Annotated in this window: 21 protein-coding genes; 4 read left to right on the forward strand and 17 right to left on the reverse strand. The window is 73.5% G+C overall.

What is annotated here, in order from left to right:
- Positions 1-18: 18 nt before the first annotated feature.
- The 11 genes from ACFCY7_RS00460 to ACFCY7_RS00510 all read right to left on the reverse strand — a co-directional run bounded on the left by ACFCY7_RS00460 (position 19) and on the right by ACFCY7_RS00510 (position 11,412).
- Positions 19-798 (reverse strand): HAD-IIA family hydrolase, encoded by a 780-nt coding sequence (locus ACFCY7_RS00460; RefSeq protein WP_376480219.1) that lies wholly within the window; start codon positions 796-798, stop codon positions 19-21.
- Between the two features lie 80 nt (positions 799-878).
- Entirely contained in the window at positions 879-2,420 is a 1,542-nt protein-coding gene (locus ACFCY7_RS00465; protein WP_376480220.1) for an alkaline phosphatase family protein, read from the reverse strand.
- Between the two features lie 163 nt (positions 2,421-2,583).
- Positions 2,584-3,642, reverse strand: coding sequence for a 2-aminoethylphosphonate ABC transporter substrate-binding protein (locus ACFCY7_RS00470; RefSeq protein ID WP_376480221.1), 1,059 nt, complete (start codon positions 3,640-3,642; stop codon positions 2,584-2,586).
- 122 nt (positions 3,643-3,764) lie between these two features.
- Positions 3,765-4,562 carry an ABC transporter permease gene (locus tag ACFCY7_RS00475; RefSeq protein ID WP_376480222.1) on the reverse strand — a complete coding sequence of 266 codons (798 nt, stop codon included), beginning with the start codon at positions 4,560-4,562 and terminating at the stop codon, positions 3,765-3,767.
- On the reverse strand, positions 4,549-5,442 hold the full coding sequence (locus ACFCY7_RS00480; protein WP_376480223.1) for a 2-aminoethylphosphonate ABC transporter permease subunit: 894 nt from the start codon (positions 5,440-5,442) through the stop codon (positions 4,549-4,551). The genes ACFCY7_RS00475 and ACFCY7_RS00480 overlap by 14 nt, the downstream gene beginning before the upstream one ends.
- Positions 5,435-6,487, reverse strand: coding sequence for an ABC transporter ATP-binding protein (locus ACFCY7_RS00485; RefSeq protein ID WP_376480224.1), 1,053 nt, complete (start codon positions 6,485-6,487; stop codon positions 5,435-5,437). The genes ACFCY7_RS00480 and ACFCY7_RS00485 overlap by 8 nt, the downstream gene beginning before the upstream one ends.
- Positions 6,484-7,161, reverse strand: a complete 678-nt coding sequence (locus ACFCY7_RS00490) for a phosphonatase-like hydrolase (protein ID WP_376480225.1) — start codon at positions 7,159-7,161, stop codon at positions 6,484-6,486. The genes ACFCY7_RS00485 and ACFCY7_RS00490 overlap by 4 nt, the downstream gene beginning before the upstream one ends.
- Positions 7,162-7,166: 5 nt before the next feature.
- Positions 7,167-8,300, reverse strand: coding sequence for a TIGR03364 family FAD-dependent oxidoreductase (locus ACFCY7_RS00495; RefSeq protein WP_376480226.1), 1,134 nt, complete (start codon positions 8,298-8,300; stop codon positions 7,167-7,169).
- A 131-nt stretch (positions 8,301-8,431) separates the two neighbouring features.
- Positions 8,432-9,190, reverse strand: a complete 759-nt coding sequence (locus ACFCY7_RS00500) for a GntR family transcriptional regulator (RefSeq protein ID WP_376480227.1) — start codon at positions 9,188-9,190, stop codon at positions 8,432-8,434.
- A gap of 51 nt (positions 9,191-9,241) precedes the next feature.
- Complete coding sequence (locus tag ACFCY7_RS00505; protein ID WP_376480228.1) at positions 9,242-10,102, reverse strand: hypothetical protein; 861 nt, start codon at positions 10,100-10,102, stop codon at positions 9,242-9,244.
- A 128-nt stretch (positions 10,103-10,230) separates the two neighbouring features.
- Positions 10,231-11,412 (reverse strand): ROK family protein, encoded by a 1,182-nt coding sequence (locus tag ACFCY7_RS00510; protein WP_376480229.1) that lies wholly within the window; start codon positions 11,410-11,412, stop codon positions 10,231-10,233.
- Between the two features lie 71 nt (positions 11,413-11,483).
- On the opposite strand from ACFCY7_RS00510, the gene ACFCY7_RS00515 reads away from it, so the two are divergent.
- Positions 11,484-12,572 carry a Gfo/Idh/MocA family oxidoreductase gene (locus ACFCY7_RS00515; protein WP_376480230.1) on the forward strand — a complete coding sequence of 363 codons (1,089 nt, stop codon included), beginning with the start codon at positions 11,484-11,486 and terminating at the stop codon, positions 12,570-12,572.
- Positions 12,569-13,051 carry a heme-degrading domain-containing protein gene (locus ACFCY7_RS00520; RefSeq protein WP_376480231.1) on the forward strand — a complete coding sequence of 161 codons (483 nt, stop codon included), beginning with the start codon at positions 12,569-12,571 and terminating at the stop codon, positions 13,049-13,051. Before ACFCY7_RS00515 ends, ACFCY7_RS00520 begins: the two co-directional genes overlap by 4 nt.
- Here the strand turns inward: ACFCY7_RS00520 and ACFCY7_RS00525 are convergent.
- The 5 genes from ACFCY7_RS00525 to ACFCY7_RS00545 all read right to left on the reverse strand — a co-directional run bounded on the left by ACFCY7_RS00525 (position 13,023) and on the right by ACFCY7_RS00545 (position 17,478).
- Positions 13,023-14,621 (reverse strand): choice-of-anchor A family protein, encoded by a 1,599-nt coding sequence (locus tag ACFCY7_RS00525; protein ID WP_376480232.1) that lies wholly within the window; start codon positions 14,619-14,621, stop codon positions 13,023-13,025. The two genes, ACFCY7_RS00520 and ACFCY7_RS00525, sit on opposite strands and share 29 nt — an antisense overlap.
- A gap of 76 nt (positions 14,622-14,697) precedes the next feature.
- On the reverse strand, positions 14,698-15,555 hold the full coding sequence (locus ACFCY7_RS00530; RefSeq protein WP_376480233.1) for a fumarylacetoacetate hydrolase family protein: 858 nt from the start codon (positions 15,553-15,555) through the stop codon (positions 14,698-14,700).
- A 137-nt stretch (positions 15,556-15,692) separates the two neighbouring features.
- Positions 15,693-16,436, reverse strand: coding sequence for a YidC/Oxa1 family membrane protein insertase (locus ACFCY7_RS00535; RefSeq protein WP_376480234.1), 744 nt, complete (start codon positions 16,434-16,436; stop codon positions 15,693-15,695).
- A gap of 99 nt (positions 16,437-16,535) precedes the next feature.
- Positions 16,536-16,832: a DUF6412 domain-containing protein gene (locus tag ACFCY7_RS00540; protein ID WP_376480235.1), complete on the reverse strand. Its 297-nt coding sequence runs from the start codon at positions 16,830-16,832 to the stop codon at positions 16,536-16,538.
- Positions 16,833-16,896: 64 nt separating this feature from the next.
- Positions 16,897-17,478, reverse strand: coding sequence for a winged helix-turn-helix transcriptional regulator (locus tag ACFCY7_RS00545; protein ID WP_376480236.1), 582 nt, complete (start codon positions 17,476-17,478; stop codon positions 16,897-16,899).
- A gap of 90 nt (positions 17,479-17,568) precedes the next feature.
- Here ACFCY7_RS00545 and ACFCY7_RS00550 point away from each other — a divergent pair, with 90 nt between their 5' ends.
- The gene (locus ACFCY7_RS00550; RefSeq protein ID WP_376480237.1) at positions 17,569-19,065 is read left to right on the forward strand and encodes an MFS transporter; all 1,497 of its coding nucleotides are present in this window, start codon (positions 17,569-17,571) and stop codon (positions 19,063-19,065) included.
- On the opposite strand, the gene ACFCY7_RS00555 is transcribed toward ACFCY7_RS00550, so the two are convergent.
- On the reverse strand, positions 19,013-19,837 hold the full coding sequence (locus ACFCY7_RS00555; RefSeq protein WP_376480238.1) for a class E sortase: 825 nt from the start codon (positions 19,835-19,837) through the stop codon (positions 19,013-19,015). The two genes, ACFCY7_RS00550 and ACFCY7_RS00555, sit on opposite strands and share 53 nt — an antisense overlap.
- Before the next feature lie 63 nt (positions 19,838-19,900).
- Between ACFCY7_RS00555 and ACFCY7_RS00560 the strand changes: the two genes are divergently transcribed.
- Positions 19,901-20,908, forward strand: a complete 1,008-nt coding sequence (locus ACFCY7_RS00560) for an SEC-C metal-binding domain-containing protein (RefSeq protein WP_376480239.1) — start codon at positions 19,901-19,903, stop codon at positions 20,906-20,908.
- Positions 20,909-20,961 lie beyond the last annotated feature (53 nt).

The following is a 20,961-nucleotide window of genomic DNA, read 5'->3' on the forward strand; positions in this document are numbered from 1 at the left end:
GGGTGGCGCGGGGGCGGGTCAGACGCGGTCGACGATGTCCGCGATCGAGTCGACGATCTTGGACGGGCGGAACGGGAAGCGGTCGATCTCGGCCTGGCTGGTCAGGCCGGTCAGGACCAGGAAGGTCTGCATGCCCGCTTCGAGGCCGGCGAGGATGTCGGTGTCCATCCGGTCGCCGATCATGGCGCTGGACTCGGAGTGGGCGCCGATCGCGTTGAGCCCGGTGCGCATCATGAGGGGGTTCGGCTTGCCCGCGAAGTAGGGCTCCTTGCCGGTGGCCTTCGTGATGAGCGCGGCGACGGAGCCGGTGGCGGGGAGGGGGCCTTCGAGGGAGGGGCCGGTCTCGTCGGGGTTGGTGCAGATGAAGCGGGCGCCGGCGTTGATGAGGCGGACGGCCTTGGTCATCGCCTCGAAGGAGTACGTGCGGGTCTCGCCGAGGACGACGTAGTCCGGGTCGTGGTCGGTGAGGACGTAGCCGATGTCGTGCAGGGCGGTGGTGAGGCCGGCCTCGCCGATGACGTACGCGGTGCCGCCGGGGCGCTGGTCGTCGAGGAACTTGGCGGTGGCGAGGGCCGAGGTCCAGATGTTCTCGACGGGCACGTCGAGGCCCATGCGGCGGAGGCGGGCGTGCAGGTCGCGGGCCGTGTAGATGGAGTTGTTGGTGAGGACGAGGAAGGGCTTCCCGGTCTCCCGCAGCTTCTTGATGAACGCGTCGGCGCCGGGGATCGGCACGCCCTCGTGGATGAGGACGCCGTCCATGTCGGTCAGCCAGGATTCGATCGGCTTGCGCTCTGCCATGGGTGCGGGACTCCTGCCGTACAAACGTGCGGTGTGCTGGGGGCGCCGCGACAGCGCTGTGGCGACGCCCCCCAGCGTAATCAGGATGTGCTGATCTTGACCCCGTCGATCGTCCAGTACCAGTTGTTGGCGCCGGTGTAGCGGAAGCGGAAGCTGACGCTGGAGGCGCCGGCGGGGACGGGGACGGCGAGGGACTGCGGCTGGGAGAGGACGTCGGCGGTGTAGCTCCGTACGACCGTCGGGGTGCCGCCGTTGAAGCTCGCCAGGACCTGGGCGCTCTGGGCGCCCTCCTGGCGGTAGAGGGTGGTGAAGTCGAGGGTCACGGTGGACGCGCCGGTGACGTTGTACGCCGGGGTGACCAGCGTCGAGTCGTACGGGCCGGAGAAGGCCTTGTCGGCCCACTCGTCGGAGTCGGCGACGGCGAAGACGCCCCGGGCGCGGACGTTGAGTTCGCGGGACTGGTCGCGCTGGGTCCGGGACCAGAACTCGTCGGTGGCGAAGGACCAGCCGCGCCATTCGGTCATGCCGCCGGTTCCCATGGCGTTGTTGACGATGGACCAGCCGCTGGGCGCGGTGCGGGTGAAGCCGAGGATGCCGGCGGGGATGCCGGTCTCGTCGACGCGGCCGGAGAGGGACGGGTAAAGGGTGTCGAAGGGGTCGGTGGAGCGGAGCTGGATCGGCTTGCCGTCGAGGCCCCAGGCCGGGTCGGGGACGATGCCGAGCTGCTGGAAGACGGTGGCGGCGACGTCGACGAGCCGGGTGTCGACGGGGCGGGCGCCGGCGGCGATGCCGGGGCCCTGGGCGAGGACGAAGGTGCGGCGTTCCTCGATGCTGGAGCCGCCGTGGCCGCCGCCGTCGGTGTGGCCGTGGTCGGTGGCGACGATGACCGTCCACCGTTCGGTGGCGTACGACGGGCGGGCCTCGATCGCGGCGAGGAGCCGGCCGAGGTAGCCGTCCTGGACGTCGATGGCGTCGGTGTACCTGGGGCTGGCGGCGCCGTACGCGTGGCCGATCTCGTCGGTCTCGCCGAAGTAGACGAAGAGGACGTCGGGGTTCTGGTTGCGGAGGACGTCCTCGGTGATGTCGGTGATGACGAGGTCGTTGACCGCGTAGTCGTTGTTGTAGACGAGCTTGGCGTCGGCGCCGGGGGTGACGGTGCCGTGGGTGTCGAGTTCGGGCCAGTCGACGGCGGCGTACAGCGAGAGTTCGGGGCGGACCTGGTTCAGGCGGGCGAGGAAGCCGGGGTAGCGGCCGTAGTTCTTGCCGGTGAAGGTGTTGTCCTTCACGCCGTGCTTGTCGGGCCAGACGCCGGTGGAGATCGTGGACCAGCCGGGGCCGGAGGAGGTCGCGGCCATCGGGTTGGCGTAGAGCAGCGAGCGGCCGTAGGTGCCGTTCGCCATCAGGGACTTGAGGGTGGGCGCCTGGGCCGCGTCGATCCGGTCGTGGCGCAGGCCGTCCATGCCGACGACCAGGACCTTGTCCTTGCTGGTGCCGTTCGGGAGCGTCGGGGCGGCGACGGCGGCCTGGGCGGCGGGCGCGGCCGCGAGTCCGGTCGCGGCGACGGCGGCGGTGGCGCCCGCGGCAGCGAGCACGGTGCGGCGGGAGATGCCGGTGATCGGCATGTCGGAGTCCTCCGTAGGGGGGTGACGAGGTGCGAACGCACGCCAACGCCCCTGATTTCTCAGGGGCGTTGGTCCGTACCCGTTATCTTTCCGCGATGTGCGGGGGGTGTTCCAGGGTCGTACGGTGAACTCTTGGCTTCCGAGTGGATTCGGCCGCTGTCGATCAGCTGCCGGTCGCGGACTTCCACGCGTCGACGTACGTCGTGAGGTTCTTGTCGATGTCGGCCCAGTCGGGCTCGAAGACCTCGACGCCTTCCATCAGCTTGGCCAGTTCGATGGCGTTGGCGTCGGTCGGCTTGACGTCCTTGCGGGCGGGGAAGCCGCCGCCGATGGCGCTGACCTCGCGCTGGGCCCGCTCGCTCAGCATGAAGTCGAGGAGCTTCTTGCCGTTCTCGGTGTGCGGGGCCTTGTTCACCAGGCCGGCGGCGTACGGCAGGGCGAAGGTGGTCGGCTTGCCGCCGTCCTTGGCGGGGAACCAGATGCCGAGGTTCGGCATGGACTTGGACTGGGCGAAGTTCATCTGGACGTCGCCGTTGGCGACGAGGAGTTCGCCCTTGTCGGTCTTGGGGGCGAGCTTGGAGGTGGAGGACGACGGGCCGACGTTGTTGGCCTGGAGCTTCTTCAGGTAGGCCATCGCCGGCTCCTGGCCGCCGAAGTCGTGCATGGCCTTGATGAGGACGGCGGTGCCGTCGCCGGCGACGCCGGGGGTGGAGTACTGGAGCTTGTCCTTGTACTTGGCGTCGAGCAGCTCCTCCCAGGTCTTCGGGGCGGTCGGCAGCTCCTTCTTGTTGTGGACGAAGCCGAAGTAGTTGTTGACGACGGAGATCCACTTGCCGTCGTCGGCCTTGTCGCCGCCGTCGACCTGGTCGGCGCCCTGGGGCGTGTACGCCTGGAGCAGCCCCTTGGAGTCGGCCTGCTGGATGAAGGGCGGCAGGGTCACGATGACGTCGGCCTGGGTGTTGCTCTTCTCGCGGAGGGCGCGCTGCACCATCTCGCCGGAGCCGCCCTCGACGTACTCGACCTTGATGCCGGTCTCCTTCTCGAAGTCGGCGAACACCTTGTCGTACCAGCCGTCGCCCGCCTCGCCCTTGAGGCCGTCGGCGCTGTAGACGGTGACGGTCTTCTCGTCGGAGGCGGCGGAGGAGCCGCCGCAGGCGGTGAGGGTGGTGGCGAGGGCGAGCGCGCCGGTGACGGCGGCGATCGGCTTGGCGTACGTGCGCATAACGTTGTTCTCTCCTAGCGGTACGAGCGGGACTGGCGGTACGAGCGGGACCGGCGGTGTGGGCAGGACTCGCGGGACCGGCGGTGTGGGCAGGGCCGGCCGTGTGGGCAGGACTCGCGGGACTAGCGGTACGAGGCCTTGGTACGGATGCGGGAGACGGCGAGGAGGGCCAGCAGGGTCGCGGCCATGAGGACCACGGCGAGCGCCGAGCCGGTGAACAGGGAGCCCCGGTCGGTGGAGGTGAAGACGAGGACCGGCAGCGGCGTCCAGTCGGGCGGGTAGAGCATCATCGTGGCGCTCAGCTCGCCCATGGACAGGGCGAAGCAGAGTCCGACGGCGGCGGTCAGGGACGGCAGCAGGAGCGGCAGCTTCACCCGGAACAGGACGTACGAGGGGCGGGCGCCGAGGCCGGCCGCCGCCTGCTCGTACATCGGGTCGAGGCGGCGGACGGCGGCCGAGACCGACTGGTGGGCGAAGGCCGTGACGAGCACGGTGTGGGCGAGGATCACGATCCAGCGCGTGCCGTTGAGGAGCACCGGCGGCTGCGAGAAGGCGACGAGCACGGCGAGCCCGACGACCACGGACGGCACGGCGACCGGCAGCATGAAGAGGGCGTCGAGGACCCGCTTGCCCTTCTTCCCGAGCGCGGCGGCGGCGAGCGCGGCCCAGGTGCCGACGGTCAGCGCGACCACGCTCGCGGTGACGGCCGTGACCAGGCTGGTGGTCAGCGCCTGGAGGGACTCCCCGCGGACGGCCGCCGTGTAGTGCGCGGCGGTGGGGCCGGAGGGGAAGGCGCCGGACCAGTGGGTGGAGAACGAGGCGGCGACGATGACGAGCAGGGGCAGGGCGAACAGCGGGACGAAGAGGGCCGCGAAGCCGGCCCACACCGCCCACTTGCCCGTACGGCTATGCACCAGCACGGCGGCTGACCCCCCGGTAGAGGACGTAGAGGCCCACGGAGAGGGCGACGTTGACGACGGCGACCACGCAGGCGGCGGCGTAGTCCGATTCGAGGATCGCCTTGCCGTACACGAGCATCGGGAGGGTCGTGACCCCCTTGGCACCGGTGAACAGGACGATCCCGAACTCGTTGAGGCACATGACGAGGACGAGGCTTCCGCCGGCCGCGAGCGCGGGCAGCGCCTCGGGCAGGATCACCTGGCGGACGATCCGCAGCGGCCGGGCGCCGAGCGAGGACGCCACCTCCAGCTGCGCGGTCTCCAGCTGCGAGAACGCGGCCAGCAGCGGGCGCATCACGAACGGCGTGAAGTACGTGATCTCCGCGAGCAGCACGCCCCACGGCGTGCTCAGGAACCGGAACGGCCCGCTCGCGTCCCCCGTCAGGTCCGTCCACATCCCGTTCGCCACCCCCACCGTCCCGTACAGGAACAGCAGCGCGAGCGTGATCAGGAACGACGGGAAGGACAGGAAGACGTCGATGGACTTCGACACCGCCTTCCCCCCGGGGAAGGGCACGAACGCGATCACCACGGCCAGGACGAAGCCGAGGACGAGGCACCCCGCGGTCGAGGCGACCGCCAGCCACACCGTCGTGACGAGCGCGTCCCTGAACGACTCCGACGCGAACACGTCGGCGTACGCACCGGGAGCGAGGGACTCCTGGACGACCAGCGCGAGGGGGTAGAGGAAGACGACGGCGAGGACGGCGACGGGGGGCAGGGCCCAGACCCAACGGGGGATGGCCACCGTTGTGGGCGTACGTTCCGCAGGGGCGGAACGGGTGGGCACGACGCCCGTTGCCGGGGGCCGTTCGCTGAGCCCGATGCCACGGCTACCCATCAGTGACCCCCGCACCGAGCAGCACCCCGTCCTCCGGCGCGAAGTGCAACGTGACCTCAGCCCCGAGCGCCGGCGTCTCCCGCAGCTCCCGCACGTCCGCCTTCACCCGGTGCCCGCCGACCTCGACGTACAGCCGGTGGGTGGAGCCGCGCCACTGGACCTCGGTGATGCGACCGGTCAGGGCGTTCGGGCCCGGGCCGAGACCGATCAGGTGGGGCCGGACGCAGAGGGTGGCGGCCGAGCCGGGGGCCGCGTCGGAAACAGGGACGTCGAGGGCGGCGCCCTCGAAAGCGACGCCGTCCGTGGCCACCGTCACCGGCAGCAGGTTCGCGTTGCCGACGAACGACGCGGTGAACTCCGTGCGGGGGCGGCGGTAGAGGTCCTGCGGGGTGCCGCAGTCCTGGAGGCGGGCCTTGTCCATGACGGCGATCCGGTCGGCGAGGGTGAGCGCCTCGACCTGGTCGTGGGTGACGTACAGGATCGACACGTCGGGCAACTCGCGGTGGAGTCGCGCGAGTTCGGCGAGCATGCCGGAGCGCAGCTGGGCGTCGAGCGCCGAGAGGGGTTCGTCGAGGAGCAGGACGCGGGGCCGGATGGCGAGGGCGCGGGCGATGGCGACGCGCTGCTGCTGGCCGCCGGAGAGCTCCCGGGGGTAGCGCCGGGCGTAGGCCGCCATGCCGGTCATCTCCAGGGCCTCGGCGACCCGGCCGGGGATCTCGGCCTTCGGCGCCTTCTGGGCCTTCAGGCCGAAGGCGACGTTGGCGTCGACCCGCAGGTGCGGGAAGAGGGCGTACTGCTGGACGACCATGCCGATGCCCCGCCGGTAGGGCGGGAGCGCGGTGACGTCGCGGTCCCCGATGAACACCCGCCCGGAGGCCGGCCGGACGAAGCCGGCGACGGTCCTCAGGGCGGTGGTCTTGCCCGAGCCGGAGGGCCCGAGCAGCGCCATGACCTCGCCGGGCTCGACGGTCAGGTCGAGGGAGTCGAGGACGGTGGTGCTGCCGTAGGCGACGGTGACGCCGTCGAAGCGGATGCCGCTGGTCATGCCTCGGACTCCCGTATCAGTGCGGGGAGTCCGGCGATGGAGGCGAGGACGTGCGTGGCGCCGTGCTCGGCGAGCGCCGGCTCGTCGTGCGCCCCGGTGAGGACGCCCGCCACGATCCCGGCGCCCGCGCGGGACCCGCTGAGCATGTCGTACGAGGTGTCGCCCGCGACGACGGTCCGCCGGACGTCGTCCACGGCTCCGGTGCGGAGGAGGGCCGCGAGGACCATGTCCGGGTACGGGCGGCCCCGGCCGCCGGCGTCGGCCGGGCAGAGGGTGAGGTCGGCCAGGTCGCGCCAGCCGAGGGCGTCGAGGATGGCGTCCTGGGTGGTCCGGGCGAAGCCGGTGGTGAGGACGACGGTCCTGCCCTGCTCCTTCAGGGCGGTGATCGCCTCGGCGGCGCCGGGGATCGGGGCGATCAGGCCGCCGGCGACCAGCTCGCCGTACGCCTCCTCGAAGGCGAGGTTGGCCTGCCGGGCGCGGGTCTCGTCGCCGTCGAAGAGGTGGCGGAAGACGGAGATCTTGGACTCGCCCATGGTGGCGCGGACGTAGTCGATCATCGTGGCCGGGTCTTCGCCGAGGCGCTCGGCGGCGGCGGTGAAGGCCTGTTCGACGAGGCCGCCGTCGGCGACGGTCGTGCCGGCCATGTCGAGGACGACGAGGTTCAGGTTGTTCATGGGGTTCACCAGCCCAGTTCGTTCGCGGTCGTCTCGGCGATGGCGGGCGAGCAGGTCATGCCCCGGCCGCCGGGCCCGGTCACCAGCCACACGCCGTCGTCGACCCGCTGGCGGTGCACGACCCGGCTGGTGTCGGTGCACTGCGCGTACACCCCGGCCCAGCGTCGGCGGATCTTCGGCAGCGGGCGGCCGAGGAAGGATTCGACGACGCGGGTGAGGTGCTCGTAGGGGTCTTCGAGGGTGTCGAAGGCGAAGGGGTGCTCGTATTCGTGGGTGTCGCCGATGGTCAGCCCGCCGTCGAGGCGCTGCACCATGAGGAGCTGCATCTTGTGGGCGGCGGCGGTCGGGTCCTGCGGCTGCGCGGCCTGGAGGGCGTCGAGGGCCCCCGAGGCGTACGCGGGGTAGTAGCGGAAGGAGTCGGCGTCGGCGACGGAGGTGGTGAGCGGTTCGCCGAGGGGTTCGGTCTGCATCATCTGGAGCCGGACGCGGCGGACGGGTATCGGGCCGGCGATCTCGCGGACGAGGCCGGAGAGCCAGGCGCCGGTGCACAGGACGACGGCGTCGCCGGTGTGGACGTCCCCGTGGTCGTCGCGGACGCCGCTGCTTCCGCTGCCGCCGCCGATGACGTCACGGACCTCGCGGTTCGGCAGGAAGGTGTACTTCCCGGTGGCCAGGAGGGCCTGCCGGAGGGCGAGCTGGGCGAGGCGGGGCTCGACGGCTGCGTCGCGCTCGCACCAGAGGGCGGCCTCGAAGTCGCCGCGCAGGGCGGGGTTGACGGCGCGGGCCTCGCCGGGCGTGAGCAGTTTGTAGCCGCGGGCCGCGGCGTCGGGCCTGGCCAGGGCGGCCTCGGCGACGGCGAGTTCGAGCGCGTTCCGCACGGGGGTGAGGGAGCCGATGGCCCGGAAGCCGAGCCCCGGTACGCGGGCGCCGATGCCCTCCCACAGTTCGCGGGCGCGCAGGGCGGTGTCGAGCTCCTCACCGCCCGCGCGGCCGCTCACCCAGATCTGGCCGAAGTTGCGGAGGGAGGCCCCTCGCGCCTCCGCCTCGCGCTCGATGTGTACGACCTCGTGGCCGCGTTCCACTGCGTGCCAGGCGTGCATGGTTCCCACCACGCCGGCTCCTACGACGATCACCTTCATGTCGAAAACGGTCGCGCCGATGTGTGGACCGGACGAATCCGGACGGCAACAGAACGGTGAACAGACCGCCAAGCTTGGACCAGACCCGTTACCTTTACGTAATCAACGGCGCTCCGCGACCTGCCGTTTCGTCACTCTTGTCGCCCCAGATGGGCGGTGAAGCTGAAGCGGTCGCCCCGGTAGAGCGTGCGGACCCGCTCCAGGGGCCGCCCCTCGGTGTCCCGGGAGACGCGGTGGAGCAGCAGCATCGGCAGGGCCGGCGGGGTGCCGATCAGGAGGGCCTCGCGCGGGGTGGCGAGCACCGTCTCGATGCGCTCGTCGGCGTCGCCGAACGAGATGCCCAAGCGGTCGTGGAGATAGGCGTAGAAGGACGAGTCCGGGTCGAACTCGGCGTCCAGGTGCGGGGCGCGGGCCTCGGAGACGTACGTGCTCTCCAGGCCGACCCGCTCGTCGTCGGCGAGCAGCACCCGCTCCATGTGCCAGACGGGCTCGCCGCGTTCGGCACCGACCTCCGGGGCGAGCGCCTCCGGGCAGGGGAAGCGGTCGAGCGAGATCAGGCTGCGGCCGGGGCGGCGGCCCTGGCGGCGCACGCCCTCCGTGTAGCTGGCGAGCGACAGGGGCTGTTCGAGCTTGGGGCCCGCGACGACCGTGCCCCGGCCCTGGCGGCGCAGCCGCCCCTCCAGGAGGAGTTCGCGCAGCGCCTGCCGGACGGTCTCGCGGGACACCTCGTACCGGACGGCGAGGTCCCGCTCGGTGGGCAGCAGCCCGCCCTCTCCCAACTCGTCGACGAGCAGGGTCAGCTTCGCCTTCACCGCGTAGTACTTGGGGACACGGCCGTGCTCGGGGACGCCGGATCGGACGGGGGCGCCGGGGGTGCTCTGGTAGTTCACCCGAGTGATCGTCGCAGACGGTCATGAACGGGAAGGTGTACGGAGCATGGCTCAGCGGTGCCGGGCGCGTCGGGAGGCCCGGACGAGCACCGCGCCGAGCAGGACGAGTGCCGCCGCGTACGGGGCGAGGACCAGGACCTCGTCACGTCCGGCCCCCCGTCCCGTACGGGCGAGTTCGCGGCGCGCCTCGGGTGCGCCGGGGGTCGCCGATTCCTTGACCCCCGGGACGGTGGCCGGTGGGTCGACCCGTTTCCCGGGCACCTCGGGCACCTCGGGCGGCGCAGATGTGTCAGGTCCGGTCGGCGCGGGCGGCCCGACCGTCAGGCGGTAGTCGCCGGACTCGCCGACCCAGTCGCCGTCCGCGCCCCGGCGCTGGACGACCGCCGCGTTGACGACGACCTCGTCGGGGGCCGCGTCCGCGCCGAAGGCCAGCCGCACGGGGACGGTGAGGGTCTCGCCCGCCGGCACCGCGAAGCCGCCGAAGTCGGTGAACGCCCCCACGCTCTCCGCCTCCTCCGTGACCTCGAAGGCCACCGGCCGCCAGCGCGCGGACCCGGCGTCGTAGAACTCGAAGCGGATCTGCGCGGGCCGGAGCGTCCGCCCGCCGTCCGCGAACACCAGCACCGGATGGATGTCCGAGCAGGGCGCGTCCGTGCCGTTGGTCAGGTCGAGCTTCCACTCCTGGAAGGGCCCGCCGGCCGGGTAGGCGGCCGGCCCCCCGTGGATCCGCGTGTCGATCGGGAACCCGGTGTCGGGCACCTCGCCGCAGGTGGGGGCGGCCGGCGGATCGGGGGCGGGGGCTCCGAGCGCCGGTGCCGCCAGGGTGAGCAGCGCCGCCGTCGTGGCCGCCGCCGTGGCCGCGGCTCGGGGGGTGCGCTGCCGGCGGCTCCGGTGCTGGGGTGCTGATGCCATGGGCGGGGCCTTTGCTGATCGCGGGGCGGGCGTACGGGTCGGCCGCGACGCTGCCACGCGGGAACGGGCGGAGGCGGCAGCGACACCGCGCGTCCCCCTGAACGGCCCGGCCGTTCCGCCCGATCAGCCTATTGTCCGAAGATCGGACCGAGGGTGAGCCAGACCGCGCCCTCGGCCACGGCACCGGCGTGCGACACCGCCACGGCACCGGCGTGCGACACGGCGACGGCGGCCGTCCCCGCGCCCGCGCCCCCGGCGGCCGTTCCCGCACCCGCGCCCCCGGCGGCCGTCCCCGCGTCCGCTCCCCCGGTGTCCGCCTCCGTCACGACCGTCACCGGGGCCGTCAGCCCCAGCCCGGCCAGGACCTCGCGGACGCCGGCGGCGAACACCTCGGGCGCGGCGAGCACCACGCGGCCGCCGAGGAGGACCTCGTCGATGTCGAGGAGGCGTACGAGATTGGCGGCGCCCGCGCCGAGGACGCGCGCGGCCTCGGCGAGTTCGCCGCGGGCCACCGCCGCCAGGCACAGGACCTCCAGGCAGCCGCGCCCGCCGCAGGCGCACGGGGGGCCGTCGAGCTGGACGGTCTGGTGTCCGAGCTCGCCCGCCCCGGTCCGGTCGCCGCGCAGCGGCACGCCGCCGAGGACGAGGCCCGCGCCGAGGCCCGTACCGAGGTGGACGTACGCGAAGGAACCGGGGGCTGCGGGGCGGAGGGCCAGCCCGAGGGCGGCGGCGTTGGTGTCCTTGTCGAGGACGACGGGCAGGCCGAGGCGCCGGGTCAGCTCGTCCCGTACGGGCCGGCCCTCCCACTCGGGGAAGCCCGTCACCCGGCCGGGCACGCCGGCCCGGTGGTCCAGTGGCCCCGGCATGGCGACCCCGGCGCCGAGCACGGTCCCGCCGGGCGGGACGGCGGCGAGCAGCGCCCGCACCTCCTCCGTCACGGCGTCCAGGACCGGGCCGGCCCCCGCCCCCAGGTCCAGGGGCCGGCGGCGCAGGGACACGGCCGTGCCCGCGAGGTCGGTCAGGAGGGTGGTGAGCTCGTCGCGGTCGAGGTGGACGGCGACGGCGTACGCGGCGGTGGGAACCAGGCGCAGGACCGTGCGGGGCTTGCCGCCGGTGGAGGCGCGGTGGCCCGCCTCGGCGGCGAGGCCCTCGTCCCGGAGGCGGGCGGTGATCTTGCTGACGGCCTGGGGGGTGAGCCCGGTCCGTTCGGCCAGCTCCAGCCGGCTGATCCCCGCCTCGCCCGCCGTGCGCAGCAGGTCGAGCACGAGCGCGGCGTTGTGGCTGCGCAGGGCCGGCACGTTCACTCCCACCAGGTCTTTCCTCACTCCCCCATTGTCGCCGTCGCTTGCACTTTGGCAACAGCGTTGCTTAAGTGAGGCGCATGACTGGCACCGACCCCCGTACCCCGCTCCGCGTCGGACTCGTCGGCTACGGCCTCGCGGGATCCGTCTTCCACGCCCCGCTGATCGCCGCCTCCGAGGACCTCGTCCTCGCCGCCGTCACCACCGGCAACCCCGAGCGGGCCGCCGAGGCCCGGGCCGCCCACCCCGGCGTCCGCGTCGCCGCCCGCCCCGAGGACCTGTGGGAGCGGGGAGCGGACGACCTCGACCTGATCGTCGTCGCCTCGCCGAACAGGACGCACGTCGCGGTCGCCACGGCCGCCCTGGAGGCCGGCCTCCCCGTCGTCGTCGACAAGCCGCTGGCCGGCACCGCCGCCGAGGCCCGCGCGCTCGCCGCGCTCGCCGAGCAGCACGGCCTGCTGCTCTCGGTCTTCCAGAACCGCCGCTGGGACAACGACTTCCTCACCCTCCGCCGCCTCCTCGACGAGGACGCGCTCGGCGAGGTCCAGCGCTTCGAGTCCCGCTTCGAACGCTGGCGCCCGCAGCCGAAGGGCGGCTGGCGCGAGTCCGGCGCCCCCGAGGAGATCGGCGGTCTGCTCTACGACCTGGGCAGCCACGTCGTCGACCAGGCGCTCGTCCTCTTCGGCCCGGTCGTCTCGGTGTACGCCGAGTCGGACGTGCGCCGGCCGGGCGCCGAGGCCGACGACGACACGTTCCTCGCCCTCACGCACGCGAACGGCGTCCGCTCCCACCTCTACGTGAGCGCCACCACCGCCCAGCTCGGCCCCCGCTTCCGGGTGCTCGGGCAGCGCGCCGGCTTCGTGAAGTACGGCCTCGACCCCCAGGAGGCCGCCCTCCGCGAAGGCCTCCGCCCCGTCCCCGGCACCGTCTGGGGCACCGAGCCGCCGGAGCTGTGGGGCCGGCTCGGCGCCGGCGAATCCCCGCTCACCGGCGGCGGCACCCCGGTCGAGTCCCTGCCCGGCGACTACCCGGCCTACTACGCGGCCGTCGCCGCCGCCCTGCGCGGCACCGGCCCGAACCCGGTCACCGCACACGAGGCCGCCACCGCCCTCGAAGTCCTGGAAGCCGCCAGGCGCTCGGCCCGCGACGGCGTCACGGTGACCCTGTGAGCAGCCCGGAAGTCCTGGAGATCGAGGCCCAGGAAGCCCGCCTGGTCCTCCCCCGGTTCACGTACGAGGACGCCTGGACGCTCGGCACCCTCCTCGTCGGCATGGCCCGCGAGCACCGCGCCCCCGTCGCCATCGACATCCGGCGGGGCGCGCAGCAGCTGTTCCACTGCGCGCTGCCGGGGTCCAGCGCGGACAACGACGCCTGGATCGACCGGAAGCGACGGGTCGTCGAGCGCTACGGCACGAGTTCACTCCTGGTCGGGGCCCGCTTCCGCGCGAAGGGGACCACGTTCGAGGCGTCCTCGCGCCTCGACCCCGACCGGTACGCCGCCCACGGCGGTTCGTTCCCGGTCGCGGTCGAGGGCGCCGGCGTGATCGGCTCGGTCACGGTCTCGGGACTCCCGCAGGCCGAGGACCACGCCCTCGTCGTCGAGGCGCTGGAGCGACTGCTCAGCTCGTACGCCGCCGGCGACGACTGACCAGCACGAGCGCTCCGCCGCCGATCGCCAGGCCGACCGCCGCGGCCCCCATGACGATCTCCCCGGCGCCCGCGCCGGTGTCCGGCAGATGACCGTTCGGCCCGTGATTCCCGCCCGAGTCACCGCCACCGCCCGTCGAACCACCGTCCGTCGAGCCGCCGTTCGCCGCCCCACCGTCCGTCGAGCCGCCGCTCGTGGGGTCCGTGGGGGTGGGCGTCGGGGTCGGGGTCGGGGTCGGGTCCGTGGGCGTCGGGGTGGGATCGGTCGGGGTGGGGGTGGGGTCGGTGGGGGTCGGCGTCGGGTCGGTCGGGGTCGGCGTGGGATCCGTGGGGGTCGGCGTCGGGTCCGTGGGAGTCGGCGTGGGATCCGTGGGGGTCGGCGTCGGGTCCGTGGGAGTCGGCGTGGGATCCGTCGGAGTCGGCGTCGGGTCCGTAGGCGTAGGCGTGGGATCCGTCGGAGTCGGCGTGGGATCCGTAGGCGTAGGCGTAGGCGTCGGGTCCGTGCACGACGGCAGGTCGCCGTTGAACGGGTAGGCGTGGAGTTCCTGACCGCCGCCACGGCCGGATTCCGAGGTGTGGGTGAGGTTGCCGGTGGTGAAGAAGCGGCCGTTGACGCCGGGCATGGTCACCGTCGCCGTGCTGGCCTGGTTGCCGATCAGCACGCTGCCCGCGAACTGGGCCGTGCCCTCGAACTTGACGGTCGTCGCGTCGGGGAAGTTCCACAGCACGCGTTCGCGCAGGCCGTCCGGCAGGCCGTTGATGTACGAGTCGACGGTGCGGTCGGCGCCGAGGACGTTCACGAGGACGGTGGCGTCGGCCGGGATGCCGGTGAAGGTGATGCCCTGCTGGCCCTCGTTGGCCGACTCCAGGTCGAAGTCCACGGTGAAGACCTGGAGCGCCGAGCTCCCGTCACCCGTGAAGCGCGTCTCGTAGTCGTTGTTGACGGCGGTTCCGGTGGGGGTGCGGGAGGCCCCGTCCACGTACGCGTAGCACTGGCTGGCGTCGGCGAGCCGGTCGCGGAGCGCGGTGTACGGGGCGGCGGCCGCGGAGTCGTGTGCGGGGGCCGGGCTCACCGTGCCGGAGAGGTCGCCGCCGTACCGCACGACGCCGTGGGTCGCGCCCTCCTCGGCGAGCAGGCGCTGGCCGGTGGCGACCGTGAGGTCCGCGCCGACGGTGAGGAAGTCCGTGCCGTCGGTGGGCGGGACGCGGGAGCCGACGCCCGCGACGCCGACGTTGTAGACGGCGGAGACGCCCGCCGCCTTGTTCTGGTCGAAGCCGCCGAGGACGACGACCTTGCCCTCCGCCTCCGCCGCGGACTCGCGGACGAGCATGTCGCCGCCGACGAAGACGTTGATGTTGTCGTCGCGGTACTTGACGGTGCCGCTGCCGTTGTCGTCGGGGTACTTCGGGGGGCAGTTGCCCGGCTTGCAGGGGCCGAGGCCGCCCGGCAGCGGATCGGCGTGACCGGTGACGGCCAGCGTGCCGACGAGGGCGGTGGCCGCGACCGTGGCCGCGGCGATGAGGGCGAGACGGCGCCGATCGCGCCGCTGATCATCGGAATTTCTTTCCATATCCGGCAATATGCAAAAATCATACGAAAATGGCGACGCCCCACGCGGGGCGCCGCCGTTTTCATCTCGCGGACCGTCAGGCGCTCTTGAGCTCCTGGCGCTGCCTGCCGAGGCCGTCGACCTCCAGCTCGACGACGTCGCCGGGACGCAGGTAGGGCTTGGGGTCCGGCTGCCCCATGGCGACGCCGCCGGGCGTGCCGGTGTTGATGACGTCACCGGGGTACAGCGTCATGAACCGGCTGACGTACCGGACGACCTCCGCGACCGGGAAGATCTGGTCGGAGGTGTGGCCGTCCTGCTTGAGCTCGCCGTTGACCCAGAGCCGCAGGCCGAGGGCCTGCGGGTCGGGCACCTCGTCGGCGGTGACGAGCCACGGGCCGAGCGGGTTGAAGGTCTCGCAGTTCTTGCCCTTGTCCCAGGTGCCGCCGCGCTCGATCTGGAACTCGCGCTCCGAGACGTCGTGCGCGACCGCGTAGCCGGCGACGTGCGCGAGGGCCTCCTCGTCGGTCTCCAGGTAGCGGGCGGTGCGGCCGATGACGATGGCGAGCTCCACCTCCCAGTCCGTCTTCACGGAGCCGCGCGGGACGAGCACGGTGTCGTCCGGGCCGACGACGGTGTCGGCGGCCTTGAGGAAGACGACGGGCTCGGCGGGGGTGGCCTGGCCGGTCTCGGCGGCGTGGCCGTGGTAGTTCAGCCCGATGCACACGACCTTGCCGATCCGGCCGACCGGCGGGCCGACGCGCAGCCCGGTGGCGTCGAGCGCGGGCAGCACGCCGGCGCCGGCCGCCGCCCGGACGCGGTCGAGGGCGGAGGCGTCGGCGAGCAGACTGCCGTCGATGTCGTCGACGAGGGCGGACAGGTCGCGGAGCGTCCCGTCCTGGTCGAGCAGGGCGGGACGCTCGGCTCCCGGCGGGCCGACACGCAGCAGCTTCATGGTCTTCTCCCTGTGGTCGAGGTGGGCCCGGGAAGGACCCTGCGGTACCCCGGCCGATGGAGTGCGGCCATCGGAGGATTGGTCGATCCTCCAAGAGAACGGGTCACTCTGCAAGACCCCGTTCACACACTGGACCCTTACGCGCGAGTAGCAACCGCTCCGGCGACCCCCTCGGCACCGTCCTCGCCCCCCGCACCCGTGCGGAAGAGCAGGGCCCGCTCGACGGCGGTCCAGGCCGTACTGGTGACGATGTAGAGGGCGGCGGCGAGCGGCACCACGGCGACCGAGATCAGGGTGGCGAACGACAGCAGCGGCATCACCTTGGTGATCGCGCCCGCCCCCGGCGTGGGCTGCCCCAGGTCGAGGGGCTGGGCGGCGAGCTGCGCCTTCGTACGCCGGTACGTGAACGTGGCCACGGCGGCGACGAGCGCGAACAGGACGAGGTAGACCCGCCCGGCCGGCCCGAAGACCCCGCCGTGGGACAGCGCGTCGGCCCAGTGGTCGCCGAGCGGGGCGGCGAGCAGGGTGTGCCCGGTCATCCGGTCGCCCGAGAACAGGTGGTACATGAGCAGGAACGCGGGCGCCTGCAGCAGGCTGGGCAGGATCCCCGCGAACGGCGAGACCTTCTCCCGCGCGTGCAGCTCCGTGACCGCCTTCCTGAGCCGCTCCGGGTCCTTGGCGTGCTTCTTGCGGAGCGCCGCGAGCTCCGGCGCGAGCCGGGTGCGGGCCTTCTGGCCGCGCGCCGAGGCCCGCGACAGCGGATGGATCGCGAGCCGTACGAGCATCGTGAAGAGCACGATCGCGGCGGCCGTGGCGGTGGTGGCGAAGAGCGGCTGCAGCAGGTCGGCGAGCCGCTCGACCAGGGAAGCGAAGACGGACAAGGGGAGCCCTCCGTGGGGTCTCGTCGTGCCGGGGAGATGTCGGTTCTCGGCATGACGGATCCGCGCGCGGGCCTGTCCGGTGTGGTGTGCGGAGGCTCCCTACGCGGCCGTCGGGAGGGGACGGCCGGGAGCTCGGGGTCTCCTGCGGCCCGCGGCGTCGGGGTCCCGCTGCGGCAGGAAGGCGGTCCGCCGCTCCCGGTCGCGGATGGCCGTACGGACGGCGGTGGGCGGCACGGCCGGGGCCGTACGCGCTCCGATCAGGGCGCAGACGACGGTGGTCGCGGCGAGGGCGACGGCGGCGGAGACGCTCGCACCGTCGGAGAGGAGCAGGTCGGCGAGGGCGAGGAGGAAGAAGAGCGGCGCGAGGACGCGCAGGACCAGGTCCCTGGCCGTCATCACCACCACCTCCTCGTCGCGCTCGTCCCGTCCGTCGTGTCCGTCTCGCCCGGCACGCCGTGTCTCACCGTGAGGACGCGCGACGCCCCTCGGGAGTTCCCCCGTGCGAGAACTCGCCGGTGTTCCCGTGCTCCAGGGGGACCAGGAGGCGGCGGGGCCGGAGGAGGGCGCGGCTCACCGGGTCGCCGGGGTCCGGGTCGAGGCCGGCGCCGGGCCGCATCTCGACGTCGGCGGGCGGCACGGGGACGCGGCAGGCGGGGCATTCGCCGTACGCGCCGAGTTCGGTGCCGCAGTCGGCGTGGTGGAAGTGGCGCACCGGCACGGCTCCGGGGACCTCGGCCCGCCCCCAGGCGCCGAGCGAGCGCAGGACGGGCCAGAGGGCGAGGCCGCGTTCGGTGAGCACGTACTCGTCGCGCGGCGGCGACTCCCGGTAGCGCCGCCGGTCCAGCACACCGGCGTCGACGAGGGCCTGGAGGCGGGCGGCGAGGACGGCTCGCGGGGCGCCGAGGTGGACGAGGAAGTCGTTGTAGCGGCGGACGCCGTAGAAGGCGTCGCGGACGACGAGGAGGGTCCAGCGCTCCCCGACGACCTCCAGGGCGCGGGCGATGGAGCACTGCTGGTGGGCGTAGTCCTTGCCGAGAGCCATGGAGCCCATCCTACGCATTCACGGTTCATTGACCGAACCTTCCTGCTACGTTGAGTTCATTCACCGAACCGACGGGTGGAGGTCCTGTCCGTGGAAATCCCCGCCACACCCCGCCCCGCCGACGCCACCCGCGCCGGAACCGCCGCCCCCACACCCCCCGCCCGCGGACCCCGCCCCGGCGCCACCCTCGCCGTCACCGCCGCGGCCACCGCCGTCGCGCTGATGAACTACACCGCGCCGATGCTCACCCTCCCCGCCATGGCGGCCGCCTTCCACACCCCGGCATCGGCCCAGGCCTGGCTGCTCAACGGCACCCCGCTCGGCCTCGCCGTCCTCCTCCTCGTGGCCGGCAGCCTCGCCGACGCGCACGGACGCCGCCGCGTCTTCCTCCTCGGCACCCTCGCCCTCGGCGTCACCACCGCCCTCGGCGCCCTCGCCGACTCCACCCTCACCTTCACCCTGGCCCGCACCGCCCAGGGCGCCGCGAGCGCGGCCGTCCTCGCGGGCAGCCTCGGCCTGCTCGCCCAGGCCCACCCGGCGGGCCGCGACCGGATCAGGGCCACCGGCGTCTGGGGCGCGGCGGTCAGCGGCGGCATCGCCCTCGGCCCGCTGCTCGCCGGCGCGCTGAGCCTCCTCGACTGGCGGCTCGCGTACGGGGCGCTGGGCGCGGCGGCCCTCGCCATCGCGGCGGCGGGAACCCGTGCGCTCGCCCCCGACACGACGAAGGCGGCCCGCCCCGCACGGCCCGACCTCCCGGGCGCCGTCACGCTCGGCCTCGCCCTCGCGTCGCTGCTCACCGCGCTCACCCTCGGCCGGGACGGCTGGCTGCGCGCCCCCGTGGGCCTGCTCCTCCTCGCCTCCGCCGCCCTCACCGCCGCCTTCGTGGCGGTCGAGCACCGGAGCCGTACGCCCATGATCGACCTCGCCCTGCTGCGGCGGCCCGCGTTCCTCGCGTCGACCCTCGGGGCGCTCTTCACGGGCCTGGCCGTGATCGGCCTGTTCAGCGTCGTGCCGGCGCTCCTCCAGAGCGGGGCCGGCATGTCCCCCCTGGGCGCCGCCTGGCTGTTCCTCCTCTGGTCGGGAACGGCGTTCGCCGTGGCCCTCCAGGCCCGCCGCCTCGCGGGCCGCCTGTCCGCCCCGTACCAACTCGCCCTCGGCTTCGCCCTGTCCGCGGCCGGCGTCCTCGCCCTGCTCGGCGGCCTCGACGGCCCCTGGCCCCGGCTCCTCCCCGGCCTCCTCACGGCGGGCGCCGGCAGCGGCCTCCTGAACGCCGCCCTCCCGCGCCTCGCCGTCGACTCCGTCCCCCCGCAACGCGCCGCGATGGGCTCCGGCGCCAACAACACCGCCCGCTACATCGGCTCCTCCGCCGGCGTGGCCCTCACCCTCGCCCTCGCCGCGACCGACCCGAACACGGCCCTCCTCGCCTCGGCGGCCCTGGCCCTCGCGGGCGCGGCACTCACCCTCGCCCTGGGACGACTCGTACGGGCACGGCCGCACCGCCGAACGCCTCCGACCGCACCCGGCGCGACACCGCTCACCCGGCCGACACCAGCCTCGCCCACACCACCAGCCGGTAGGCGCTGCTGAACTCCGGCGTACACGTCGTCAACGTCAGATACGCCCCCGGCGCCCCGTACCCGTACGACGGCTTCACGATCGACCGCGGCACCGGCCGGATGACCCCAACGTCCCTCGGCGACGTCGCCCGCAACACCTGGTCGACGCGGTACACGTACGTACGCGCCCGCGTCCGCACGGAGATCTCGTCCCCCACCCCGAGCCGATCGATGTACCGGAACGGCTCCCCGTGCGTGTTCCGATGCCCCGCCAGCGCGAAGTTCCCCACCGCTCCGGGCGCCGCGGTCCCCCGGTACTGCCCCACGTACCCCTTGTCGAGCACGGCCCGCTTCGACACCCCGTGCGCCACGGGCGCGGTGAGCCCGATCCGGGGGATGCGCAGCACGGCGAAGGCGGCGGAGGGAGCGGCGGGCCCGCCCCCGGAACCACCGGACGCGCCGCCGTCCCCGGCCGCACCCGGATCCACGGGCACGACGGCGTCTCCGGCCTCTCCCGGATCCACAGGACCCACGGGTCGGACGGGACGCGCGGAACGCGCGGGATCCACGGGGTCGCCGGGGGGAGACATGCCCCACTCCCGCTCCAGCGCGCTCACCTGGCCGCGGGCCTCCGCACGGGCCTCCTGGTTGGTCCACCACACCTGATGGACGACGAGGAGCAGGACGACAACCCCGCAGGTGACGACCGCCTCGGCACAGACCCACAGCACACGCGCACCCGTACGGCGCCGCCCCCGCCCCTGGACGACGACCGGCACCCGCTCCCGCACCCTGGCCCGCACGCGGGGCACCATAAGCGCTGAGGCGCCAACTCTCCAGGCCCGTACAGCAGTACGGTGGAGAGCATGCGCCCCGACACCCCTGCCGCCCACACCACCGAAGCCGAGCGCCTGCTGCGCACGGCAGCGCAGTACCCGGGAGACCGTGAACCCCTCTACCTCCAGGCCGCGGCCCACCTGGAACTGGCCGGCGACCGACCGGGCGCAACCGCCCTCTACGACACGCTCCTCACCGGCGAACCGGCGAACCCGCACCTGATCCGCGCCCTCATGGCGGCGAACCTCTGGGAGTACGGCCACGAGGCCGAGGCCCGCGCGATCATCGACGGCATCCGCCGCGCGACGCCGTCGGACGCGGCGGCCTGGGAGATCACGGCGGAGACGCTGGAGGCCCACGACGAGCTGGAGGCGGCGGAGTCGACGCTGACGGAAGCGGCGACCCTCCTCGCCGCCACCCCGGAGGACCTCCCCCACGCGACCCGCTCACTCCTCACCACCCGGCACCGCATCCGCCGCATGCTCGCCCTCCCCCACGACGACTGGGACGACCTCGCGGACCGCCTCCACACGGCCGCCGTCCCCCTCGACGAACTCCACGACCCCAAGCGCCTGTGGTCCCTCGGCTCCTCCGACCCCGCGGAACTCCAGGCCGAGATCACCCGCCTCCGCTCCGAACTCGGCACCTACCGCACCGCGCTCTCGCGCCCCTTCCCGGTCGCCGTCCTCCACTGGCCCGAACCGGAACTCGACGAGCTCCTCGCCGCCTACCCCGAGCTCGAAGCCGAGTACCCCACCTACCGCGCCCACCTCACCGACCTCGAAGCCTCCCTCCGCGAGCTCTCCCAGGCCGGCACCCCCAACCTCGGCATCGTCCGCGCCACCGTCCCCTCCTACGAAGCCTTCGCCGCCTCCGAATCCACCCACCCCTCCCACCCCGCCCTCCTCCCCCAATACGCCACCACCCTCGCCGCCCGAGCCCGCGCCACCCCCTGGCCCCCAGCCCGCACCGCACCCTGCTGGTGCGGCTCGAAAGCGACCTACGGCGACTGCCACGGAGGCCTGGTCTCCCCGTGACCCGGGGAAAGGAACCCCTCGTAACGATGTCAGTGCCGTCCGTTAGGGTCGTG

This window comes from Streptomyces sp. NPDC056361, from assembly GCF_042262805.1.
Taxonomy (GTDB): Bacteria; Actinomycetota; Actinomycetes; order Streptomycetales; family Streptomycetaceae; genus Streptomyces.